Source organism: Veillonella nakazawae (genome assembly GCF_013393365.1).
Lineage (GTDB): Bacteria > Bacillota > Negativicutes > Veillonellales > Veillonellaceae > Veillonella > Veillonella nakazawae.
On record NZ_AP022321.1, the window covers coordinates 1,268,260 to 1,290,407 of the forward strand.

Here is a 22,148-nt window from a genome sequence, read left to right on the forward strand (position 1 = left end):
AACTCATAAAACATCTAACCAACGTTTAGCAATTTTACATAGTGGAAATTTATCACGCACCTTGATAGCTTCCTGTGAAAGTTTTGCTGCTAATGCAGGGTCTTTCAGAATACTGCGCATAGCTTCATACATAGCCTTTGTATCTCCTACAGGTACCAAGATACCATTCTCTCCACTATTTATTACCATACGAGCACCACCTACTGGACAGTCTGTAACTACTGTAGGCAAGCCCATGCCAAGTGCTTCTAACATAGAGTTTGAAATACCTTCAAAATCAGATGATGAAACATACATAGAACAAGGTGCAACCTTCTCTAAAATATTACTAGCAAAGCCAGGTAATAAAATACGATTCTCTAAATTGAGCGCTTTAATTTGAGCACGTAGTTCATCCTCTAAAACGCCTTGGCCATAAATGATAAGTTTATACTCTGGAAACTCATCTGCCAGCATACTAAAAGCATTAATCATCATAGGCAAATTCTTTTGCGGATGTAATCGACAAGCCGTAACAATTGTCTTCTCACGTTCCCCTTCTATTGGTGGTGGCAGTTTACCATTAATAGGATTTGGAATGATAACACCACGCTTTTGTACAGATTCAGGGAAATATGAACGAGCATCCTCAGTTTGGAATACTAACGCATCAGCAAATCTAAAGGCAAAATTACGCAACGCTTGTTGATGCCAACCAATAGGCACCTTACGCGGATTATTTCGCTCCGAAAAGACGATGCGATTCTTCACAAACCACGAACTAATAGCCAGTATAAAGCTTGATGCCGACAAAAAAGATAGACATGTTGCATTTGGTCTAGTCTTTAAAATCTTAATTAGTTCTTTAATTTCCTGAATAAAGCGAATTACTTTATTGGAGCTTGTAGTATGAATCTGAATTTGTTCAATACCTTCCTCTAAAGCATATTCATTACCATAACGATTAGGGCTTGTTTGGATAACCGTAATATGGTGACCATCATGCACCCACTGACGAGCTAACTCTGTTAAAATACGTTCAGCCCCATCATTACCGAGGGAGATGGTAACAATAATTATTTCCTTTTTCATAAGCCTTCCTCTTGGATATATTCTGCAAGTCTTACATAGGCTTGTGCCATTGACACTTTAGGCTGCCAACCTAAAGATTTCAACTTCTTAGAGCTTAAGAACATGTGAACTGTCGGTGCGTATCCCAAACCTTGTACATCTTCTGGAATGTCAAAAACTACTTCACTTTTTCCATGACTTACATGTGTAGCTACTAGATGCGCAATACTTGCTATGGAGCGAGTCTCCTCATCATGACAAATATTATATGCTTCACCAGCTTCGCCATCCTTCATGAGGGTTAAAATGCCCGTTAATGCATCAGTAATGTAGCAATAGTTCGACATGGAGTCACCTTTTGTATGAAGAATAATGTTTTCATTTCGTAGCGCACTCTTAGTAAACTGCATAAATACACGATTATCAGATACAGGAACACCTGGTCCAAAAGTTTGAGCAAGTCTAGCTATAACAGCAGGAACTCCAAATTCTACAGCATAGGACTTACAATAACACTCACATAATCTCTTACTTTCAGAATAAGAACTGCGAATATTTAAATGATCTAAATACCCTAATCGTTCTTCTGTCATCACTTGTCCAGATTCATAGGGTACACCATACTGTTCCATACTCGATAAGTACACAAGTTTTTTTACTGTTTTATGACGACCTAATTCAAGCATAGCTTCCGTACCATGAATAGATGTACGAATAGTTTCTACTGGATGCTCCATAAAGAATTTAGATTGTGTTGGTGCAGCACCATGTAAGATATAGTCACAAGGTACGTCAATAGATTCTAAAGCACCATCAATAAGTGTAATGGAATCATTATCTAAGTAGTTACCTAATATAGCCTGTGCTTTATCATGACTTCGTACATGACCTATTACCTTTATGTCCAAGTTAAAAGTCTCATTGGCAAGTATAAGCAATTTTATAAACATAGAACCAATAAGTCCCGTCGCACCTGTCACAAGAATGCGCTGATGGCAGAGGAATTCAAAGTACTCTTTATCTTGTAGTAAAGCTGTTAACTCGCGTTTAATAACGGAATTACTCATCTTGTAATCCTCCTAATTCACGGTTTTTAATAATACCTGTGAACATATAATAATCAGATGGTGTAGTAATCTTTATATTTTCTGTTTCTCCTAATACTGGATACAAGGTGTATCCATAATGCATCATCATGGATGCAGAATCTATAAAATTATGGATGCCTTCTGCTTTAGCTCTATCATGAACCGATAAAATATCATCTAGTTTAAAGCTTTGAGGTGCTTTTGCCATAAGGCATTCACTACGATTTAAAATTCGGTTTATAGAACCATTATCTGTAACCATAACGGTTTCAATAGCAGGTGTAACCGTAATAGCAGAACCCTTTGTTTCTACAGATTCAATATTTCTCTCTATTGTTGCCTTATCCACAAGTGGTCTAACACCATCGTGAATCAATACGGTAACCTCTTCATTAGGAAATAATCGTTTTGCCTCTGCCAATCCATTATATTGAGAGTCTAAAGCACTGTCTCCACCTGGAACAATGGATACAATTTTTTGTAAACCAGCATCTTTGATGAGGTTTTTAGTATGATCAATCCACTCTGCTTTGCAAGCTAAAACAATACCGTCAATAGAGTCGGTTTGTTCAAACACATCTAAAGTTTGAATCAGAATAGGTCTACCGTTCCATTCTAGAAACTGTTTTGGCGTCTTGCTGTTATTCATTCGAGCACCTACGCCACCCGCAAAGATTACTGCTATTCGTTTCATAGGCCCTCCTTAAGGTTGAGCTTCGTTCTTGGCATAATGTATGCCCCTATACTCCTTGTAAGGTGTATGTAAATCAGCAAACACAGCATCATGTTTTGCTACACGCTGTTCTACTGGTGGTAATTGCATATAGTCGCCCCAAATAAGACGTAAATATCTTTCATACCCTTTCATAACAGGTATCTGATGACCTTCAAAGTCTTTATATACAACAGAAGCAAAGTCTTCTCGAGGATGACGCAACTTCATGCCTTTTAAACTACCAATTAACTCAGTACACTCCTTGCTCGTATTGAAATCATATTTGGTCATTTGCTTTTCTGCAAAGCGCCATATATGGTAACGTAATGACTGACTAGAGAATACCTTGTAAATACATCCTGCCAATGCACGATACATCGGACCTTTATTATCCGGTAAACGTTGTGCATTAAAAAGTGCAAAGGTCATGGCCCACATAAGTTGTAAAGTACGGCTAATTTTTCCTGGTGCACAACCATCAATAGGCATAATTTCAAGAGCTAAACCATGACAAATATCTTCATGCATACTATGGCGATTAATAAATGTCGTATGATTATCTCTAATAGAAGCACCTGCATCATGATAGATATGATGTTGATCTGTACGACAGTAGGTATACCGTTCTGTATCTGCATACTTAGGCCATAGTTCAGCTAACTTTTCGTAATCTGGACGTGGCATAAATAAATCCAAGTCGTCATCCCAAGGGATAAAGCCATTATGACGTATTGCCCCAATGAGGCCACCGCCACAGAGATAAAAGCGCAAATTATGTTTGTCACAAAACTCTTTAAAGTACAGCAACATACTAAGCTCTTTTTCTTGTATTTCCTTTGTCATAGATGTACTCATAGGAACCTCTCTTAACGTAAAACAGCTAATACGGTATCAATCATCGTTTTAATATCTTGTAAAAAAGAAAACTCTTTAATACTCTTTAAATTCCAAGCCATTTTACCTGGTAAAACCTCATTGATATACACTTCATCAACATTTTTAGCATTTTGTAAAAGTTGATCTTCATCTTTATAAGCAATACTTGCAACACTTGTTACCCCTGCTGGTAATAACAAAGTTGCTTTCATTTCATTTGTGTAAGCCGCCACATAACGAGGCACCTCTGGTCTTGTACCAACAAAGCTCATATCTCCTAATAGGATATTGATTAACTGAGGCAATTCATCAAGACGACAGCTACGAAGCATATTGCCTACCTTTGTAACGCGCATATCATTTTGTGATGTCACCTGAGCACCTAATGATTCCGCATTTTTTACCATGGTACGAAATTTATAGATACCAAAGGTACGACCATATTGCGTCACCCGAGTTTGGCGGAAGAAGACCTCCCCTTCGCTATCTCGTTTAATCATGATGGCTAACACCAAAAATACAGGACTTAATACAATGAGCATACCAGCAGCTATAACACGGTCAAATATGCTTTTACAAAGAAGGCTTGTTCGTCTTTGATTCAATATTTCAAAGTATGGACGCACCTCTTCACACTGCAACTCTTGTGGTAGATCGTGAAAGTTTTTTACTAACATTCGGTAATAATCCTTTTAAATGTTTCAATGATATATTGCACTTCTTCATCCGTTAGCAATGTATGAAGAGGCAATGTGATTTCATTTTTAAATTGATTATAAGCATTTGGATAATCATCGATGGTAAATCCTAAGTTCTTATAAGCCGTATGCATAGGAATTGGCTTATAGTGAACATTGGTTGCAATTCCAGCTTCAGCCATAGCTTCAATTACCTTGTTACGGTATTCTGCATCACGTCCATCTAAGCGAACTAAGTACAAATGACCACTACTTTGATGATCATCAGTATAGTGACTTAATACTGTAACAGGTAAATCTTTTAAACCTGCATCATAAGCTGCGATGATTTCCTTACGTCGTGCTAACAGTTTTGGGTATCTTTCAAATTGAGCCAAACCAATAGCCGCCATAATATCGGTCATATTACATTTATAATATGTACCCTTAATATCGTATTCCCATGCACCAGCCTTTGTCTTAGCAAGGGCGTCCTTATCTTGTCCATGCAAAGATAATAATTGGAATTGCTTATAAATGACTTCATCATCAATACCATCTATATGTCGCCATGTAGCACAGCCCCCTTCGGCAGTCGTAAAGTTCTTTACTGCGTGGAAGGAAAAACTACTAAAATCAGCTACATTGCCAGTTGGTATACCTTTGTATGAAGCACCAAAGGAATGGGCACAGTCCGCAACGATAGGAATATGTGCCAATGCTTTTTGAATATCATTGGCAGGTGTAAATAGCGATTTCTTTTCGTTTACAATAGAGCGTAAACGGTCATAATCACAAGGTACCCCTGCAATATCTACAGGAATGATTGCCTTTGTTTTTGGTGTAATAGCACGAGCCACTGCATCATAATCCATTTCAAATGAATCTTTTTGGGTATCTACAATAACTAGTGTAGCCCCTACATGAACAACCGGACTTGCACTAGCAGTATAGGAATAGGCACTGGTAATAACTTCATCGCCAGGTCCAATACCTAATACACGGAGAGACATCTCAAGCGCCGCGGTAGCAGAGTTTAAACAAACAGCTTTAGGTGTACCTAACTGTGCCGCAATCTTTTTTTCTAATTCTTTAGTGCGCGGTCCAGTTGTAATCCAACCACTCTTTAAGGCTTCAACAACTTCATTGATTTCTAACTCTGTAATATCAGGAGGGGAAAAATTAATTTTCATATACATCACCTCATTACTTTCTGTACCTTGTCGATACGCTTGATTTATCTAATGGAATATATATTAAATTATTGACTACACATCAATGACGATAGAACCTAATAAAGGAATTCCAACTTGAGTAAGTCGTTTCTTAGCTTCTATTAAATCTTTAGGACCTGCGACTTCATTTTTAACAACAAGCATGACACCATCAGATTTTTCAGCTAATACAATGGCATCCGTAACATCTAATACTGGTGGTGTATCAATGATAACTACATCATATTCGTCGCGGATATAATCCCATATTGTAGATAATTTACTAGAATCAACTACCTCTGAAGGATGGCTAACTACTTCACCAGCAGTAAGCACATCTAAATGAGGAACAATATTGCGATGAATCGTCAAATCTTCATCCATAATAACTGCATTAGTAAGACCTTTATTTTGCACGTTGAATGCTACATGCTGAACTGGATTACGTAAATTACCATCTACCAAAAGAACTTTGTTATTATTCTTCGATAAAGCTAATGCCGTATTAGCCGCTACCTCAGATGTTCCTTCTCCACTAGTGGCAGCGGTGATACAAATGATCTTACATTTATGTTGATTACATACGTATTGTAAATTGCTACGCAATGTACGATATGCTTCTACAAGTGGTGTATCACCACGCTCATTAGAAATTAGTCTAATCATATTAACCTCTCACTTTACGCCACAATGCTACAATACGATTGCTTGGTTCTTCATATTCCTTTTCTTCATGATTAGGAATGACACCTAAATTTTCAATGCCAAGAATATCTTTGATTTCTTGTACAGATTGAACCTTGCGGTTGCAGAAGAACTGACCCAATGTGTAAAGGCAGCCTAGGATAATACCCAAAATTGCAGAGCCTAATAAAATAAGGATTTTACGAGGTGCAATAGCCTTTTCTGGCAATGTAGGAGCATCTACAATTTGAACTTCATTTGGTACCATTACTTCAGCTACTTTAGCTTCTTCCAAACGCTTAGATAGCATTTCGTAAATGTCTTGGGCTACATCAACATCACGTTTTGCCTGGATATAGCCACGTTCTTTTTCAGGCAAACCTTTCATAGCTTCCTCATTTTCTTTATCAAGTTCAGCTAATGTAGATTCTTTACCTTGTGCTACAGCTAAAGCCGCTTCATTTCTGAATTTATCTGCTAACAAACCTTGCTGTGCAGAGTTACTAGATGGAGCTTGTTGAGATGCAATAGCATTAATTTCAGCATTTAAACCACTCTTAGCTTCTTCGATTTGTTGGTTAATCTCTTTCATTGCCGGATGCTCATCAGTATATTTACCAACATAAGAGGCCTTACGAGATTCTAAGTCAGCTAATTGTCCTTTATATGCTTGAACAGTTGCACTATCCGCAATACTTTTACCTGCAGAGCCTAATTGCTCATTAATACTACCTAAAGCTGCTTGCGCCGTTTCCAAATCCAATTGGTTTTGAGCTTTCTCACGATCAATAAGGGTAATCTTATCTGTTAGCCCCTTCATTTGATCCGCCGTGGAATATACCTTATTGTCCACTTGGAATTGTTGTAATTTCTTTTCTGCTTGACCCAATTCTTCTTTTGCAGTTACCACACGTTTTTGTAAAAATTCGCGTGTCGTCCGTTGCTCAACATGGGAAATATCTGCCAAGCGCTTTAAGAATGTATCAATTAATAATTGATTAGCCTCTTGTGCTTGTTCTGGACTTTTACCAGTTACACTAACTTGTAATAATTCAGTTTCTTTATATGGTTTTGTTTCAATACGTGTTTTAACAAACTCTTCGTATGTAGGTGCTTTACCTGTTCCTTCTGGATCTTCAATTGCTGCAATAACAGGTTCTACAACATTACGACTCTTTAAAATTTCAGCATCTGTATTCATCAATTGACGCGCCATAGAGTCAGAGTAACCATTAGTACTTGATAAAACAGAATTACTTAATCCTTGAGATTGTTTAATGCGCAACATAGATGTAGATTGATATGTAGATGGTGCTAGGAGACCATATGCACCACCCAATACTATACATGCTACCGTAATATTGATAATCTTACGACGTCGTTTAACGAGGACTCTACCGACCTCTTTTAAATCAATAATTTGTTCCACCCATATACCCCTTTCTGTGAAAGTATACAAACAACAGGGTCTCTCCCTCTAAGGAATAGTTACTGTATATCTCCCTCTCACGTAGACTACAGCTCTAAATAAATGATTGTAACTAAATTGTTATACATTATGATTTGGATGATATGTAGGAACGATGTCTTGTAATACATTGATTACATCCAAGTCAGATTTACATGTTTCAAAGCGATCAATTTCACGGCTTAACCATTCTTGATTTACATCTTCTAAGGCAGCTTCAAAGATTTTCTTATGTGTAGTTGTATTAGTACCTTCTTCAGCAGTTAATAATTCTTCATATAGCTTTTCACCTGGACGCAAACCAGTAAACTCAATGCGAATATCTTTATCAGGCTCAAATCCAGACAGACGAATCATATTTTTCGCTAAATCAACAATTTTTACTGGTTCACCCATATCTAATAAGAACACTTCACCACCATTTCCCATTGCACCAGCTTGTAATACAAGTTGGCTTGCTTCTGGAATAGTCATAAAGTAACGAGTCATTTCAGGATCTGTAACTGTTACAGGTCCACCAGCTTCAATTTGTTTGCGGAATAATGGAATAACAGAACCGCGACTACCAAGAACATTACCAAAGCGAACGGTAATAAACTTTGTATCGTACTTGTGATTCATACCAAGTACAACCTTTTCTGCCACCCGTTTCGTAGCCCCCATAACACTTGTTGGATTTACCGCTTTATCTGTGGAAATCATAACGAAGCGCTCAACACCATGTGCGCCTGCTACATCTGCCACATTACGAGTGCCATAAATATTATTTAACACCGCTGCAATCGGTTGGATTTCCATAAGCGGTACATGTTTATGAGCTGCTGCATGGAATACTACATCTGGTTCATAATCGGTAAAGATTTGGTCTAACTGATTTTTATCTCGAATATCAGCAATAATGGGAACCAATGTACCTTCAGTTACAATTGAACGCAACTCTTGGTGAATAAGATAAATACTATTTTCACCATGACCTAGTAACAATAGTTTTTTAGGTCTAACCCGTAATACTTGACGACAAATTTCAGAGCCAATAGAACCACCTGCTCCCGTAACAAGAACGACTTTATCTTTTAAATATGGTTCTACTTTTGATGTGTCGAGATGAATCTCATCACGTTCCAATAAATCTTCAATGGAAATAGGATGCAAATGAGATACTAAAACCTCATCATCTAATAATTGGTACATCCCAGGTAATGTGTTGATTTTACATTTTAGAGGTGAGCAGATTTCCATGATTTCTCGAATAACATCACGCTTTACCGATGGCATAGCAATGATAATTTCTTCAACCTTATATCTTGCTACAAGCATTGGAATATCTTCACGATTACCTAAAATTCTAAAGCCATTCATAAGGCGGTTATGTTTGAACATATCATCATCTACAAAGCCAATGATTCGACGAGAGCGCTTATGATACCGTTCAATTTCACGAGCAATAGTTGCCCCTGCATCGCCAGCACCAATGATCAACGTATTCACTTGACCACTTTCACCATCATCACCACTGCTATAATGAAGCGCCACATAATGTAGCAACATACGTCCCATACCTACTGCACCAGTTGTAAGGAACCAAGTAATAAAATAGATTGATCTTGGTAATGATTTACCAAATACAAACATAGAGGAGTAAAAGATTGCTGTACCTACTGTCGTAGCGACAAATACTGCCAATACCTCTCGCATCCCTGCATAACGCCAAATACGCGTATATAGATGCATAAGCAAGAACATCAACATATACGAAATCAGCAATATTGGCAATGCGTCTACCATTTGATCAATATATCGAGGTTCTATATAGCCATCAAATCTAATAAATAAACTAATGAAAGCAACAATAACAATCGTCGCAATATCGGCAATAAATAGTATGGCTGGTAATAAATATGAACGCAAAAGAACGCCCCCTTATATGTGAGATAAACCCTATCCTTAATCCTTACCGATACGTGATACCATGTATGCACCAGTCAAAATTGGAGCAATATCACGAGCAAAGTTAATACGACTATTTTTAGTCAAGTAAAGAACATCACCTTCTCGCATAATATAGTTTTCGGACATATCTCCAGTTTGTAACATGCGATTTAAATTAATAGGAATTGGTTTTTCAGGATTGTCTTGATGAATTAAGTAAATTTTCTTTTTAGCTGTATCCCAGTTAAAGCTACCAGCCGCACCAATCGCATCAAGAACAGTACTAGACTTAGTCAATGTATAAGCACCAGGCTTATTAATCTCACCGAATACGTACACCCGAACTCCTCCGAGTTTTGTAACATTTACAGTAATATCCGGATTAATAATGTACCGAGATAAACCTTGCTGTAATTGGGCGGTAAACTCATCGACGGTTAAACCATCTGCTTTCACTGGTCCCACCATAGGGAATGATACATATCCGTCAGGACGAACAGTGTACATAATATCGTTACCATTACGTGTACCAAGATCTGCTTGTTGTACAACTTGAATAGTTAGTTCATCACCTTGTCGTAGACGATACACCTTATCAGAGCTCACTACAGATGCACTAGTTTCTAGTGGTGCGTGGCCTTCAGTTTGTAATATTTTAGAATCGTAAGACTGTTCAGCTGTTACATTAACAGGTGCAGCCATGGATGTTGTTGTGGCACATAAGAATGCGGCCATCATCATATACTGTTTTTTATTCATATTTTACCTCTTTGATTTACATTCAACTCACTCAATACAACACTTTATTTTTTTAGAATTATTAATCCTAAAAAATCGGTTAAGTCATTTTATCATTATTTTAAACTTTCTTCCATAAACACAGACCGTTCTGAGCTAACTTCATTAAACCTTTAAGAATAAATCGCGTAAATATAAGGTTTTTACCATTTAATTATGTGTATTTTTTTACGCATTTCACTCATATTTCACTCGTTTTTTTCATTAATTTTAGATATATAAATAAAAAATATATAAACTCAATTCATAGTCGATTCATAAAATCATCAAACACTCATCAATTTTATTGATTAAATAAAAAAATAAGGTGTATATACTAGTTTTCTAGTATATACACCTTATTAAAAATTTTAGATAAGTCTATCGACTCAAAGTATTAATTATTCAACACGACCGCCTAAATATGCTTCCATAACGCGAGGATCATGACGTACTTCGTCAGCAGGACCAGATAATACCATCTTACCTGTTTCCAATACATACGCATAATCAGCTATTTTTAATGCTTGTCGTACATTTTGTTCTACCAAAAGAACAGTAGTTCCTTCAGCACTAATCTCTTTGATAGTTTCAAAGATTTCGTTTACTACTAATGGTGCAAGACCCATAGATGGTTCATCCAATAATAACAATTTTGGACGTGCCATAAGGGCGCGACCAATAGCCAACATTTGCTGTTGACCACCAGATAGAGTACCACCTAATTGATAACTACGTTCATCAAGGATTGGGAAGCGTTTAAATACTTTTTTAATATCTTCTTCAATCTCATTATCGTTGCGGATATAAGCGCCCATTTCAAGGTTTTCATAAACGCTCATATCTTGAAGGATTTGGCGACCTTCTGGAACTAATGAAATACCACCATGTACAATTTGATGTGTTTTATGACCAGTAATATCTTGGCCTTCAAATAATACTTTACCAGATGTTGGCTTTACAAGGCCCATTATGGTCTTCATAGTTGTAGACTTACCAGCACCATTAGCACCAATCAAGGATACAATAGAACCTTGTGGTACTTCTAAACTGATATCTTTTAAGGCTGTAATATGTCCATAACCAGCCACGATGTTTTCTAGCTTTAACATATTACGCCTCCTCTTTCCCTAAGTAAGCTTCAATTACAGCCTCATTGTTTTGAATTTCTTGAGGTGTACCTTCAGCAATCTTTTTACCAAAGTTGAACACTACCAAACGATCACAAATATTCATCATTAATTCCATGGCATGTTCAATAACTACAACAGTAATACCAAGGTCGCGAATTTTACCAATCAATTGGCGTAACGCTTCTGTTTCACTATCATTCATACCTGCTGCTGGTTCATCTAGCAAAATTAATTGAGGATGTGTAGCCAAGGCACGAGCAATTTCAAGGCGACGTTGTTTACCATAAGGCAAAGATGTAGCAACCTCTTCAGCATCTTCTTCAAGACCTACGAGTTTTAAAAATTCATACGCAATGCCACGACAACGCTCTTCTTCGATGCGTTGACGTTTTGTTTTCAAGAAGCTAGACAAGAAACCAGACCCAGTACGACAATGCATACCAGTTAATACAGTTTCAAGAGCTGTCATATTACCAAAAAGACGAATATTTTGGAACGTACGAGCAATCCCCATTTCAACAGTTCTATGCGGCTTGATGCCTACAACAGACATACCATCAAATACGATTTCGCCAGAACTTACAGGGAATACACCAGTAATCAAGTTAAATAATGTAGTTTTACCAGCACCATTTGGCCCAATAACACCAAATACTTCACCTTGTTTTACACCAAAGGATATACCTGTGAGAGCTGCAACGCCACCAAAGCTTTTACTTACGTCATTTAATTCTAATAGCATTCAGTTCCCTCCTATCCTTGTTTTTCTTCTTGTTTACGTTTATACGCTTCAAAACGTTCTGTTAATACTTGTGATTCAGGAATATATGGTGCTTTCTTAAAGCCTAATTTACGACTAATTTTGTCTACCATAGATTCTGTTAAAATACCATCTGGACGAACTGCCATCAAGATGACTAGTAATGCACCATAGATGATGTCCCGATAATCGGATAAGAAGCGTAATACTTCTGGCAATAATGTAAGAATAAAAGAACCTAATACGGAGCCCCATACTACATTAGAACCACCAAATACAGGGAACAATAAGATTTGTACTACCTTGTGATAGCTAAAGTCTGTAGGATTGATAAAGTTTGTAATATGAGCATACAAACCACCGCCAATACCGGCGATGAAAGCACCAATGATAAAGGCCATCATCTTGTAGTATACAACGTTAATCCCCATTAATTCTGCTGCATGATCATCCGCCTTAATCGCTGCAAAGGCACGACCAACACGACTATTATTAATGCGCACACAGAAGGCAATAATCAATACTAAAATGATTAGCAAAATAATAATAGCCATTAAGTTGCCCCATGCAACAGCATCGATGCCCATTAAACCATCGATATCAAGTTCATAGGCTAAATTTGTTAATTCTTGAGGAATAGATGGAATACCAGAAAGGCCTAACGCACCATTAGTAATGTCCAAATTCAAGAAAATAACACGCACAACTTCGCCAAAACCAAGAGTAGCAATGGCAAGATATAAACCGCGAAGACGTGTTGTTGGTAAGCCGATAATAACGGCTACAAGGCTAGCAACTAGGCCACCAATAATGATGCCTACAACGATAGGCAAATCAGCTTTCAAAGAAAGGATAGCCCCTACGTATGCACCAACACTCATAAAACCAGCAGCCCCTAAAGAAAGCTGACCACTTGCAAGTGTGAAGTAAATAGAAATACCCATGATGGCATTGATGATGAAGAACATCACGATCTGTAGATAATACGGGTTTAATAAATCCATTAAGGTCTACCCCCTTTATCTTTAGAACCAAACAAGCCTTGTGGGCGCCAGAATAATAATAGGATGATGAGGCCAAAGGCCACTGCGTCACGGAATGTAGAGGCTCCATATGCAACAGAGAAGATTTCTGCTACACCTAAAATAAAACCACCAACCATGGCGCCTGTAATATTACCAAGACCACCTAAGATTAGTACGGCAAGGCCTTTAAATCCAATAATAACACCCATAGTAGGCTCAATAGCATTGAAGGACAAGCCTACCAATACACCTGCAGCTGCACCCAAGGCAGATGCAATCATAACAGTAACAGATATAATCATTGTTGGATTAATGCCCAAGAGAGCCGCTGTTTCTGTGCTCATAGATACGGCACGAATAGCCTTACCAATTTTAGTTTTCTTAATAACTATATTAAGAATTAGCATTAAAACAACAGAAACACCTAAACCAATAATTTGTACCATGGAAATTTTGAAAGCTCCAAAGTCGATTAGACCACCAATATAGTCTGGTGGGAAAGATCTTGTTTGAGGGCCCCAAAGCAATAATGCCAAACTTTCAAGAAAAATAGAAACACCAATGGTACTAATAAGTGGTGCCAAGTGAGACACCTTTTTCTTACGTAGTGGACGAAGCGCCACAAATTCTAAAAGATAACCGAGGATAGCACCGACAGCCATAGCTACGATAAGGGCTACAAAAATGTTAACGTCAAAAACAGTTACCATAAAAAGACCAACGAAGGCACCTATCATAAAGATGCCTCCGTGTGCCATGTTGATGATATTTAAAACGCCAAACACAAGTGTTAAGCCAATAGCGAGTACAGCATATAAGCTACCGAGGGTTAACCCGTTAACTAATTGTTGTAAAAACACTATACTACCTCAACTTTTTATTTTTTTAATGCGTCAAATTGACCGTTTTTAATTTGTAAAACTTGAACTTCCATGGAAGGGTCGCGTTTTTCATTAAACTTGAATTGACCAGTTACACCAACGAAGTCAGCAATATTTTTCAAAGCATCGCGGAATTTTTCACGATCTGTAGTAGAACCTGCTTTTTTCAAAGCTGCTTCATAGAGGTATACAGCATCATAAGCTTGAGCTGCGAATTGGTCTGGTTCTTTACCGTATTTATCTTTGTAAGCTTTACGGAAGTCTTTTACCTTTTGATCGTCTTTGTTAGGGAACCAAGGTGTACCTACGATAACACCATCAGCTGCAGCGCCTGCAATTTTAATGAATTCAGGGCTGTTGAAACCATTAGAACCAATTACAGGTTGATTCATACCCATTTCACGCATTTTTTTCATGATTAATGCGCCTTCTTGGTAAAGAGAAGCAACTACGATAACATCAGGTTTTGCTTGTTGAATCTTAGTTAATTGTGCAGAGAAGTCAGTATCTTTATCTGCAAATGTTTCAGTATCAACAATTTGTACACCTTCAGCTTCCAATGCTTTGCGAGCTGTATTATTTACAGATACCATTTGGTCATTGTTGTTGGAGTACATAATAGCTGCAGTTTTGAAGCCTAAAGTTTTATGTGCTTCTTTAATTGCAGTATCTACAGCCAAGGATTCTGGTACAGCGTTACGGAAAATGTAATCGCCGATATCTGTAATACCTTCAGCAGTTGTAGATGTGCCAAGAGCTACGATTTTGCTTTTGTTTGCTACAGGACCTGCTGCCATCATTTCGCCAGATAACATTGGGCCAATAACAGCTACAACTTTATCTTTAGAAATTACTTTATTCATTGCATTGATAGCTTCGTTTTTATCACCTTTAGTATCTTCTACTAACAAGTTGATTTTAACAGCATTTGCATCAGCGTTGATTTCGCTTACTGCCAATTCTGCACCAGCTTTAATGGATTCACCATATGCCGCTGCACCACCAGTTGTTGTTGTTAACAATGCAATTTTAGCTTCATTGCTATTTGCATTACCTGCATCTTTATTACTGCCACAACCAGCAGCAACTGCCATTACACCAGCAAGACCAAAAATGGCTGCTTTTTTTAACATGGATTTATTCATGCTACACCTTTCCTTTGAAACATAAAACTTTAAATCTATATCTATATTATTAGATTTTTTAATTTTTTGTCAATTAAAATAACTCTATAATAATATATACTATTATAAGTTATTCAGATAGTCGTTCCCATTTTTCATATAATGCATCTAACTCACTTTGTGTTGATTCAATTTGTATGGAAATTTTGGACATTTCATCTAAATCTTGCTGTACTACAGGATTAGCTAATTGAACTTCATACATTTTCATAGTTGCTTCTAATCGAGCAATTTCAGATTCCACCTCAGCTAATTGCTTTTCTATCATATAGGCATTCGGCTTCTTCTGAGGCTCCTCTGTAGATTCTTCTACTGAAAGTATAGGTTCATTAATAGAAGTATGTTTATTATCACTAACACTGTTTTCTAAGTTTTGCTCGTTAGCTATGGCTAACAAATCTTCCTGTTCTTTTAACTTTTCTTTGTAATACGAGTAATTACCGAGATATTCAGTAATTTTTCCATCATCTAGAACAATGGTTTTTGTAGAAACTTGATCCAAAAAATATCTGTCATGAGAAATAATAAAGCAAGTACCTTCAAATTGTTGTAATGCTTCTTCCACAATTTCACGCGTTGGAATATCTAAATGGTTTGTCGGTTCGTCTAAGATAAGGAAATTATCTCCTTGAAGGAATAATTTTAACAATGCTAACCGAGCTCTCTCACCACCGGATAAGTCTCCTACTATCTTAAATACATCATCCCCTTTAAATAGGAATGAGCCTAATACATTGCGGGCTTTTTCTTCAGTATAGTTAAAATGGTTCATAACCTCTTCTACTACCTGCCAAGAATCATGTAATTCCTCATGCTCTTGTGAGAAGTATCCCACTTGTACGCGGTTACCAATATCTACGTGACCATTCTCAGGGAATAATTCACCTACTATAGTTTTTACGAGTGTCGATTTACCAGCCCCGTTAGGTCCAATAAGGGCTACTGATTCTCCACGTCGTACTACGAGTGATATATCATCAATGATAGGATCTTCACCATATCCTACTGATAAATGATCTAGAATAAGAACCTTATCGGCACTCATCGCAGCAGGGGGAAAAGAAAATTGTAAATGATGTGAAGTTACCGGTGCATCAAGTCGTTCTAAACGATTCAATTGAGACTGACGACCACGAGCCATTTTAGATTTAATACCTGCACGATATTTATCTATATAGGCCTCTGTCTTCTTGATGTACTCCTGTTGTTTCTCATAGGCCACCATATCTGCTTTCAAACGTTCATCCCGTTGTTGAATATAGCGGCTGTAATTACCACGATAGATTGTCGCCTTATGGTTATCTAGTTCTACAACACCAGTGACAATACGATCTAAAAAATAGCGGTCATGGCTGACGATGAGAATACCGCCAGGATAGGCAGATAAATAACCCTCTAGCCACTCTAACATGTCCATATCTAAATGGTTAGTTGGCTCGTCTAAGAACAAAAAGTCTGGACGACGTACCAAGGCTTTAGCTAAATTAATGCGAGTCTTTTGACCACCAGAAAAAGCACTAGCTGGCTTATCTAAATCCTCATCGGTAAAACCAAGTCCATAAATGATACGTTTAGTCTTTTGCTCATAATCATAGCCACCTAGCCATTCTAAACGATTTTGCAAATAATCCAATCGCTGCAGATCCGATTCACTAGCTTCTTCAGACTCCAAACGCGTGGTAAGTTCTTTTAGTTGCTCCTCTAATACATGGACATCGGCCCAAGCTTTTTCAATTTCTGTAGCTAAACTATCATCTCCTAGATTTACATCTTGTTGTAAGTAACCAATACTGGCTACAGGAGACTTAACTACATTGCCTTCATCTAATTCTTCATAGCCTAATATGCATTTTAACAAGGTGGATTTCCCAGCCCCATTAGGTCCTACCAAGGCTAGTCGCTCACCTTCTTTTATCTCAAAAGACACATTGGAAAATACTTGGCGCACCCCAAATGATTTTCCAAGGCCTATCATTCGAATGCGTTCCATTCATAACCTCCTAATCATTACCCTTTATTATACCACAATTGCCCGAACTAATATTAGCATCTCTATAGAATCTTTTGTTTTTCTACTATGTCGGAATAATTTACCTAGTAAAGGAATATCTCCTAAAATAGGTACTTTTTGAATTTGATGTTGATCGCGATTATCCATAAGTCCACCTATAACGAGTACCTCTCCAGGTTGTAACCGCACCCGTGTATGTGCTTGCCGCGTACTAATTTTATAAGCTTTCATTTCGGATACCATGATAGGTGTACTTACTTCAGCGTGAATTTTTGCATCTACACCGCCATCCCCAGTAATAATAGGCGTGTAGTTTAACTTAATCCCCACCTCTTCATAACGTGTAGAACGCTTACGTTCGCCATTCACTTCGGACTCTTCTATAACAGGGATACGTTCACCGATCAAGATATGTGCTGTTTCACCATTTAAGGCCATAATAGATGGCTTAGCAATTAGCGCGGCTTTACCGGAACTTTCCATAAGACTCAACTCGGGTTTCACAAAAAATTTATAGGCTTCACCACCGGGTGTTTTACCAAAGGTAACGGCCCCGTAAGAATTAGTTTTATCTTCACCATGTCCTGTCAAGCTAAGCCACGACCACCGAATGCCTTGCTCCTTTGCATAAGATTGTTCCATAGCAATGACTGTCGCTTCTAATTGTACTTGCTTAGGCTCCTTATCTATAGCTTTAACCAGTGTTTCTACACGCCGTTTCTCTCCACTGGTCAAATGCATAATCACTTCATTTTGTTCTGAAAGTACCGCCATTTTATCATGTTTCACAACAGTGCCCATTATATTTTTTAAAGACTCTGCTGGCAAATGCTCCGGTGTTATAACATATAATTCTCTATTTTCAAGTGCTTTGTCATCTGGCTCAATAAGAATCGTATTATATTGTTTTGAAACGGAAAAATGATATAGCCTTCCTAATTCTTTTATAAGATCCTCTGGTGTTTCACCTTGCACAGTAGCCGTAATGTTACCTGTTAAAGATTCTACACCCATAACAGATATACGATAACTCCGACAAATCCCTAATACTGTTTCTTTTAGAGAAGCATTACGAACGGATATCGTAATTGATCCTTTTGATTTTCTCAGCTCGCCCTTTTCATTAATTACGTTATCCTTTTCTATGTCATTATTATTATTTGATTTACCATTACTAATTTCTCTATCTAGTGAGTCCCTATCGCTTTCTAGATTAGTAGTTACTGCTGGCCCTGTATTACTCGCTAATACTATAGAAGATTCCCCTAATGATGCATATAGAAACATAACCACTATTATAATTATTTTTAGTAGTATGCTAGCTTTGAATAGTTTTTTTCTTACTATGGTCACTCTACTACGTAAGCAATCCTTACCTAATTGATTTTTAACCACCGTGATGAACCTCCTTCAACGATTTCTACACCACTTGCACTTATATTAGAGACAGTAACGCTATGCCAAACCATCCCAACAGTAACCATTTGCTCCTCTGTACCTTTTCGTAAAATAGCAATAATCTCATTGCCCTCAACAATACCAACAAGTTCAACAGGCTGTTCCATACTAGAAGAATTTAACCTACTATGAGACTTTGAATTAATTTGATTATTAGTAAAATCATCACTGCTATCACTAATGGTTTTATCCCCTGTGTGTTTATTCTTATTCTGTGTTCTCCTGGTTTTATACCTATTAGTCCGTCCTTTATATGTATCCCTGCCTGAGTACTTACTATTATTAAACCCTTGCATATCATTAATGCTATCAGCCACTTCATCTACATCCTTAGTATCTTCATGTCTACCATGTACATCATTATCTGGTAAATCTTTAAAAACCTCTCTCCAAGGATGCCCGCGTTCCACGCTGCTCACATCATATAACAAACGGCCTTCACTTTTAGTTTTTAGATTGTCATCTTTTCTCGTTTCTTTAGCATCACTGTTATGATGTTTCTGTCTATTATGTGATATTCCTTCTGATGATTCTTTTGAACTTAATCGGGTCTGATTATTTTCCCCACCATTAACATGCTCAGGTTGTATATGAACACGTTCTTCTTCGTGAGGATATAAAACACCAACGATTAATATGCCAACTATAATTACAAGAAAAACAGAAATAATAATTTTATAGTGACGAATAATAAAATACTGTTTATCAATCCATAATTTAATGCGTTGTATATAATCTTGTAAGTTCATATTCCACCTCCTGCTGACATATTCTAGGAGGTCCTTTTAAATTCCTACAAAAAAATGACTCTACCAGTCACCTAGGTGACTAATAGAGTCATTCATTATATTGACAAATCAAAAGGATTTGTGGGTTATAGGACAAAAAGTGTGTGTGACTAATCCCAATAAGTTGGAAAATCTGTAGACATATGTAGCTCATTCCAAACAGGAGCATCACCCCATTGAGGTATTGAGCGATCTATTTGGCAATAATCAGATAACCGTTTGTAGATAGCAGCAATCGATTCATCTGTAGGCATACAATTTAATATATCTGAAATAGAAAGCGGTCTTGGTGAGTGCATATAGCACCACCAATAGACCGCTTTTAGTCTTCTTTCAAGTGAAAGGCCCCTATGAGATCGTAACATACTTCTTAGTTGAGCATTTACTCCACCTTCAATACGATTATTTGTTGTAGGTACTGTAATATCAATACATTCCAAAAATGTAAATAAAGTTTGTTGCCTAATCAGACGCCATAATGATGATTCGGCTTTAAGCAAACGCTCATGTGTAGAGCGTTTGTTCCCGAATTCATCAATCGTCATTTCTCGTAAAAAATCAGAATATGTCATTCGCCACGCTGAAAGTTCATTAATCCATACAAGAGCTTGATCCATTGTTTTCACATTAAATAAATCTTTAGCCAGAGTATAAAGATCCTTTCCTGCTAACGTTTTAGGTCTACTTGTCGTATATCGTCTAACCTGACAAAAAATGTGAAACAAGCATCTTTGGTGACTGCTATGAGGCCAAACTTTACGTAATGCTTTAGGCAAACCATTAGCACCATCAGACACAACAACTTTAGGTTCGGCAATCCGTTCCATTAAACACTGCCAAGCTCTAGCATGCTCATAACGACAGACATACCATCCTAGAACATGAGTATCATTGCAACAAATCAAAACACATAAATTCCTAGCTAAGTAAATTCCATCAAGATATACCACATCATGTACTTCTTCCACTTTTGGTGGCAATGGCCATATGGACCAAAATTTAGCGGTTTTACGCCTGAATGTACGACCTTTACCAGGCATATCAGCTTGAATATTGGTGCTGAATAACCAATTCAAGAATAGGCTTAACTCTTTACTTAAATTATTAATTTTAACGGTAAATGCCACCTTACAATGTTTGCAAAACCAACGCTGAGAACCAGATTTTAAAACACCGTGTTTAATACATGTTTCATTACAATCAGGACATTTTATTTGTCGCATAAACTCTTCCTCCATATTTGTTTATATATAGGAAGATATAACCTCATTTTAGTCAGTAATTACAAGGGTTAATTGATGTTTTCACCCACACTTTTTGTCCACCCTCAAACTTCTCCAAAAAAAGATTAAACCCTTATAACACTAGTAAATATCTAGTGTTATAAGGGTTTTTACACACACTTTTTGTCCTATAAGCCGGATTTGTTCTTGTTTTATTTGCTTTTAAAACCATCAGGATGAGATGTATGCCATTTCCAAGCATCTTTGATAACATCGGCTACATTACTGAATTTAGGATCCCAACCAAGTAATTCTTTAATTTTTTCAGAGGAAGCAATCAATGTACCTGGATCGCCAGCACGACGATCACCATATTGAACAGGAATATCGATACCAGTTACCTCTTTAGCAGTTTCAATAATTTCCTTAACGGAGAAGCCATTGCCACTACCAAGATTAAACACTTGAGATTCACCACCGTTACGCAAATAATCCATTGCTAACACATGAGCTGTAGCCAAATCATTAACATGAATATAATCGCGTACACATGTACCATCAGCTGTATTATAATCAGTACCAAAAACAGTTATGTGCTCTCTTTTACCACGAGCTGCATCTAGCACAAGCGGAATCAAATGTGTTTCCGGATGATGATCTTCCCCAATCGTACCAGACGAATCTGCGCCAGCCGCATTAAAATAACGCAATGCAACATACGTAGAACCATAAATAGCACTATAATCAGATAGCATTTCTTCAATCATCAGTTTAGTACGACCATATACATTAGTTGGATGCAATGGCGCATCTTCACGAATTGGCACTATCTCTGGTTCCCCATAAACAGCAGCTGTACTGGAAAATACAAAATGTTTTACACCAGCATTACGAGCAGACTCAATAAGATGATATGAGCCAACTACATTATTTTCATAATAAATAGCTGGATTTACCATAGATTCACCGACCTGTGAATGAGCCGCAAAATGCATAACACCAATGATATTATGACCTTTCATAATATCTACTAATTTTGGATCTGCTATATCCATATTGTAGAACTGTACCCCTTCAGGAATAGATTCTACATGTCCGCGAGATAAATTATCTACAATGATTGGTGTATAACCTGCTTGTTGTAAGGCACGTACAGTATGACTCCCAATATAGCCAGCCCCACCTGTTACTAAAATATTCATAGTTC

General features: G+C 37.3%; 20 protein-coding genes. All 20 read right to left on the reverse strand.

From position 1 onward, the window contains the following. Positions 1-3 precede the first annotated feature (3 nt). The 20 genes from VEIT17_RS05755 to galE all read right to left on the reverse strand — a co-directional run bounded on the left by VEIT17_RS05755 (position 4) and on the right by galE (position 22,143). Positions 4-1,071, reverse strand: coding sequence for a glycosyltransferase (locus VEIT17_RS05755; protein WP_178885199.1), 1,068 nt, complete (start codon positions 1,069-1,071; stop codon positions 4-6). Then, on the reverse strand, positions 1,068-2,117 hold the full coding sequence (locus tag VEIT17_RS05760) for an NAD-dependent epimerase/dehydratase family protein (RefSeq protein WP_178885201.1): 1,050 nt from the start codon (positions 2,115-2,117) through the stop codon (positions 1,068-1,070). Before VEIT17_RS05760 ends, VEIT17_RS05755 begins: the two co-directional genes overlap by 4 nt. Beyond that, positions 2,110-2,832 (reverse strand): IspD/TarI family cytidylyltransferase, encoded by a 723-nt coding sequence (locus tag VEIT17_RS05765; protein ID WP_178885203.1) that lies wholly within the window; start codon positions 2,830-2,832, stop codon positions 2,110-2,112. Before VEIT17_RS05765 ends, VEIT17_RS05760 begins: the two co-directional genes overlap by 8 nt. Positions 2,833-2,841: 9 nt before the next feature. Further along, positions 2,842-3,708: a LicD family protein gene (locus tag VEIT17_RS05770; RefSeq protein WP_178885205.1), complete on the reverse strand. Its 867-nt coding sequence runs from the start codon at positions 3,706-3,708 to the stop codon at positions 2,842-2,844. An 11-nt stretch (positions 3,709-3,719) separates the two neighbouring features. Then, the gene (locus tag VEIT17_RS05775) at positions 3,720-4,406 is read right to left on the reverse strand and encodes a sugar transferase (RefSeq protein ID WP_178885207.1); all 687 of its coding nucleotides are present in this window, start codon (positions 4,404-4,406) and stop codon (positions 3,720-3,722) included. Then, positions 4,400-5,605 (reverse strand): DegT/DnrJ/EryC1/StrS family aminotransferase, encoded by a 1,206-nt coding sequence (locus VEIT17_RS05780; RefSeq protein WP_337250260.1) that lies wholly within the window; start codon positions 5,603-5,605, stop codon positions 4,400-4,402. Before VEIT17_RS05780 ends, VEIT17_RS05775 begins: the two co-directional genes overlap by 7 nt. A gap of 69 nt (positions 5,606-5,674) precedes the next feature. Continuing rightward, a complete protein-coding gene (locus tag VEIT17_RS05785) occupies positions 5,675-6,286 on the reverse strand; it encodes a CpsD/CapB family tyrosine-protein kinase (protein ID WP_155086922.1) in 612 nt (203 codons plus the stop codon). Position 6,287: 1 nt separating this feature from the next. Further along, positions 6,288-7,733, reverse strand: a complete 1,446-nt coding sequence (locus VEIT17_RS05790; RefSeq protein ID WP_178885210.1) for a GumC family protein — start codon at positions 7,731-7,733, stop codon at positions 6,288-6,290. A gap of 120 nt (positions 7,734-7,853) precedes the next feature. Further along, positions 7,854-9,680, reverse strand: a complete 1,827-nt coding sequence (locus VEIT17_RS05795) for a polysaccharide biosynthesis protein (protein WP_178885212.1) — start codon at positions 9,678-9,680, stop codon at positions 7,854-7,856. A gap of 36 nt (positions 9,681-9,716) precedes the next feature. Beyond that, entirely contained in the window at positions 9,717-10,460 is a 744-nt protein-coding gene (locus VEIT17_RS05800) for a polysaccharide biosynthesis/export family protein (RefSeq protein ID WP_178885215.1), read from the reverse strand. 419 nt (positions 10,461-10,879) lie between these two features. Further along, positions 10,880-11,590, reverse strand: a complete 711-nt coding sequence (locus VEIT17_RS05805) for an ABC transporter ATP-binding protein (protein WP_060924775.1) — start codon at positions 11,588-11,590, stop codon at positions 10,880-10,882. A gap of 1 nt (position 11,591) precedes the next feature. Further along, positions 11,592-12,353, reverse strand: coding sequence for an ABC transporter ATP-binding protein (locus VEIT17_RS05810; protein ID WP_060924776.1), 762 nt, complete (start codon positions 12,351-12,353; stop codon positions 11,592-11,594). 11 nt (positions 12,354-12,364) lie between these two features. Continuing rightward, complete coding sequence (locus VEIT17_RS05815) at positions 12,365-13,375, reverse strand: branched-chain amino acid ABC transporter permease (RefSeq protein WP_178885217.1); 1,011 nt, start codon at positions 13,373-13,375, stop codon at positions 12,365-12,367. Next, a complete protein-coding gene (locus VEIT17_RS05820; RefSeq protein ID WP_105086569.1) occupies positions 13,375-14,256 on the reverse strand; it encodes a branched-chain amino acid ABC transporter permease in 882 nt (293 codons plus the stop codon). The genes VEIT17_RS05815 and VEIT17_RS05820 overlap by 1 nt, the downstream gene beginning before the upstream one ends. A 17-nt stretch (positions 14,257-14,273) precedes the next feature. Next, the gene (locus VEIT17_RS05825) at positions 14,274-15,422 is read right to left on the reverse strand and encodes an ABC transporter substrate-binding protein (RefSeq protein WP_060924779.1); all 1,149 of its coding nucleotides are present in this window, start codon (positions 15,420-15,422) and stop codon (positions 14,274-14,276) included. Between the two features lie 109 nt (positions 15,423-15,531). Then, positions 15,532-17,451, reverse strand: a complete 1,920-nt coding sequence (locus VEIT17_RS05830) for an ABC-F family ATP-binding cassette domain-containing protein (RefSeq protein WP_178885219.1) — start codon at positions 17,449-17,451, stop codon at positions 15,532-15,534. A gap of 27 nt (positions 17,452-17,478) precedes the next feature. Further along, positions 17,479-18,759, reverse strand: coding sequence for a type II secretion system protein GspD (locus VEIT17_RS05835; RefSeq protein ID WP_178886024.1), 1,281 nt, complete (start codon positions 18,757-18,759; stop codon positions 17,479-17,481). Positions 18,760-18,848: 89 nt separating this feature from the next. Continuing rightward, the gene (locus VEIT17_RS05840) at positions 18,849-19,679 is read right to left on the reverse strand and encodes a hypothetical protein (protein WP_178885221.1); all 831 of its coding nucleotides are present in this window, start codon (positions 19,677-19,679) and stop codon (positions 18,849-18,851) included. Positions 19,680-19,828: 149 nt separating this feature from the next. Beyond that, positions 19,829-20,941 carry an IS1249 family transposase gene (locus VEIT17_RS05845; RefSeq protein WP_105085552.1) on the reverse strand — a complete coding sequence of 371 codons (1,113 nt, stop codon included), beginning with the start codon at positions 20,939-20,941 and terminating at the stop codon, positions 19,829-19,831. Between the two features lie 212 nt (positions 20,942-21,153). Next, positions 21,154-22,143, reverse strand: coding sequence for a UDP-glucose 4-epimerase GalE (gene galE / locus VEIT17_RS05850; RefSeq protein WP_178885223.1), 990 nt, complete (start codon positions 22,141-22,143; stop codon positions 21,154-21,156). Between the last annotated feature and the right edge of the window lie 5 nt (positions 22,144-22,148).

Bases quoted from the DNA above. Each gene is read 5' to 3' on its own strand.
- VEIT17_RS05845 (WP_105085552.1), bottom strand. From the start codon at position 20,941: ATGCGACAAATAAAATGTCCTGATTGTAATGAAACATGTATTAAACAC.
- VEIT17_RS05785 (WP_155086922.1), bottom strand. From the start codon at position 6,286: ATGATTAGACTAATTTCTAATGAGCGTGGTGATACACCACTTGTAGAA.
- VEIT17_RS05770 (WP_178885205.1), bottom strand. From the start codon at position 3,708: ATGAGTACATCTATGACAAAGGAAATACAAGAAAAAGAGCTTAGTATG.
- VEIT17_RS05780 (WP_337250260.1), bottom strand. From the start codon at position 5,605: ATGTATATGAAAATTAATTTTTCCCCTCCTGATATTACAGAGTTAGAA.
- VEIT17_RS05830 (WP_178885219.1), bottom strand. From the start codon at position 17,451: ATGGAACGCATTCGAATGATAGGCCTTGGAAAATCATTTGGGGTGCGC.
- galE (WP_178885223.1), bottom strand. From the start codon at position 22,143: ATGAATATTTTAGTAACAGGTGGGGCTGGCTATATTGGGAGTCATACT.
- VEIT17_RS05765 (WP_178885203.1), bottom strand. From the start codon at position 2,832: ATGAAACGAATAGCAGTAATCTTTGCGGGTGGCGTAGGTGCTCGAATG.
- VEIT17_RS05825 (WP_060924779.1), bottom strand. From the start codon at position 15,422: ATGAATAAATCCATGTTAAAAAAAGCAGCCATTTTTGGTCTTGCTGGT.
- VEIT17_RS05760 (WP_178885201.1), bottom strand. From the start codon at position 2,117: ATGAGTAATTCCGTTATTAAACGCGAGTTAACAGCTTTACTACAAGAT.
- VEIT17_RS05755 (WP_178885199.1), bottom strand. From the start codon at position 1,071: ATGAAAAAGGAAATAATTATTGTTACCATCTCCCTCGGTAATGATGGG.
- VEIT17_RS05840 (WP_178885221.1), bottom strand. From the start codon at position 19,679: ATGAACTTACAAGATTATATACAACGCATTAAATTATGGATTGATAAA.
- VEIT17_RS05805 (WP_060924775.1), bottom strand. From the start codon at position 11,590: ATGTTAAAGCTAGAAAACATCGTGGCTGGTTATGGACATATTACAGCC.
- VEIT17_RS05835 (WP_178886024.1), bottom strand. From the start codon at position 18,759: ATGTTTCTATATGCATCATTAGGGGAATCTTCTATAGTATTAGCGAGT.
- VEIT17_RS05775 (WP_178885207.1), bottom strand. From the start codon at position 4,406: ATGTTAGTAAAAAACTTTCACGATCTACCACAAGAGTTGCAGTGTGAA.
- VEIT17_RS05810 (WP_060924776.1), bottom strand. From the start codon at position 12,353: ATGCTATTAGAATTAAATGACGTAAGTAAAAGCTTTGGTGGCGTTGCA.
- VEIT17_RS05800 (WP_178885215.1), bottom strand. From the start codon at position 10,460: ATGAATAAAAAACAGTATATGATGATGGCCGCATTCTTATGTGCCACA.
- VEIT17_RS05815 (WP_178885217.1), bottom strand. From the start codon at position 13,375: ATGGATTTATTAAACCCGTATTATCTACAGATCGTGATGTTCTTCATC.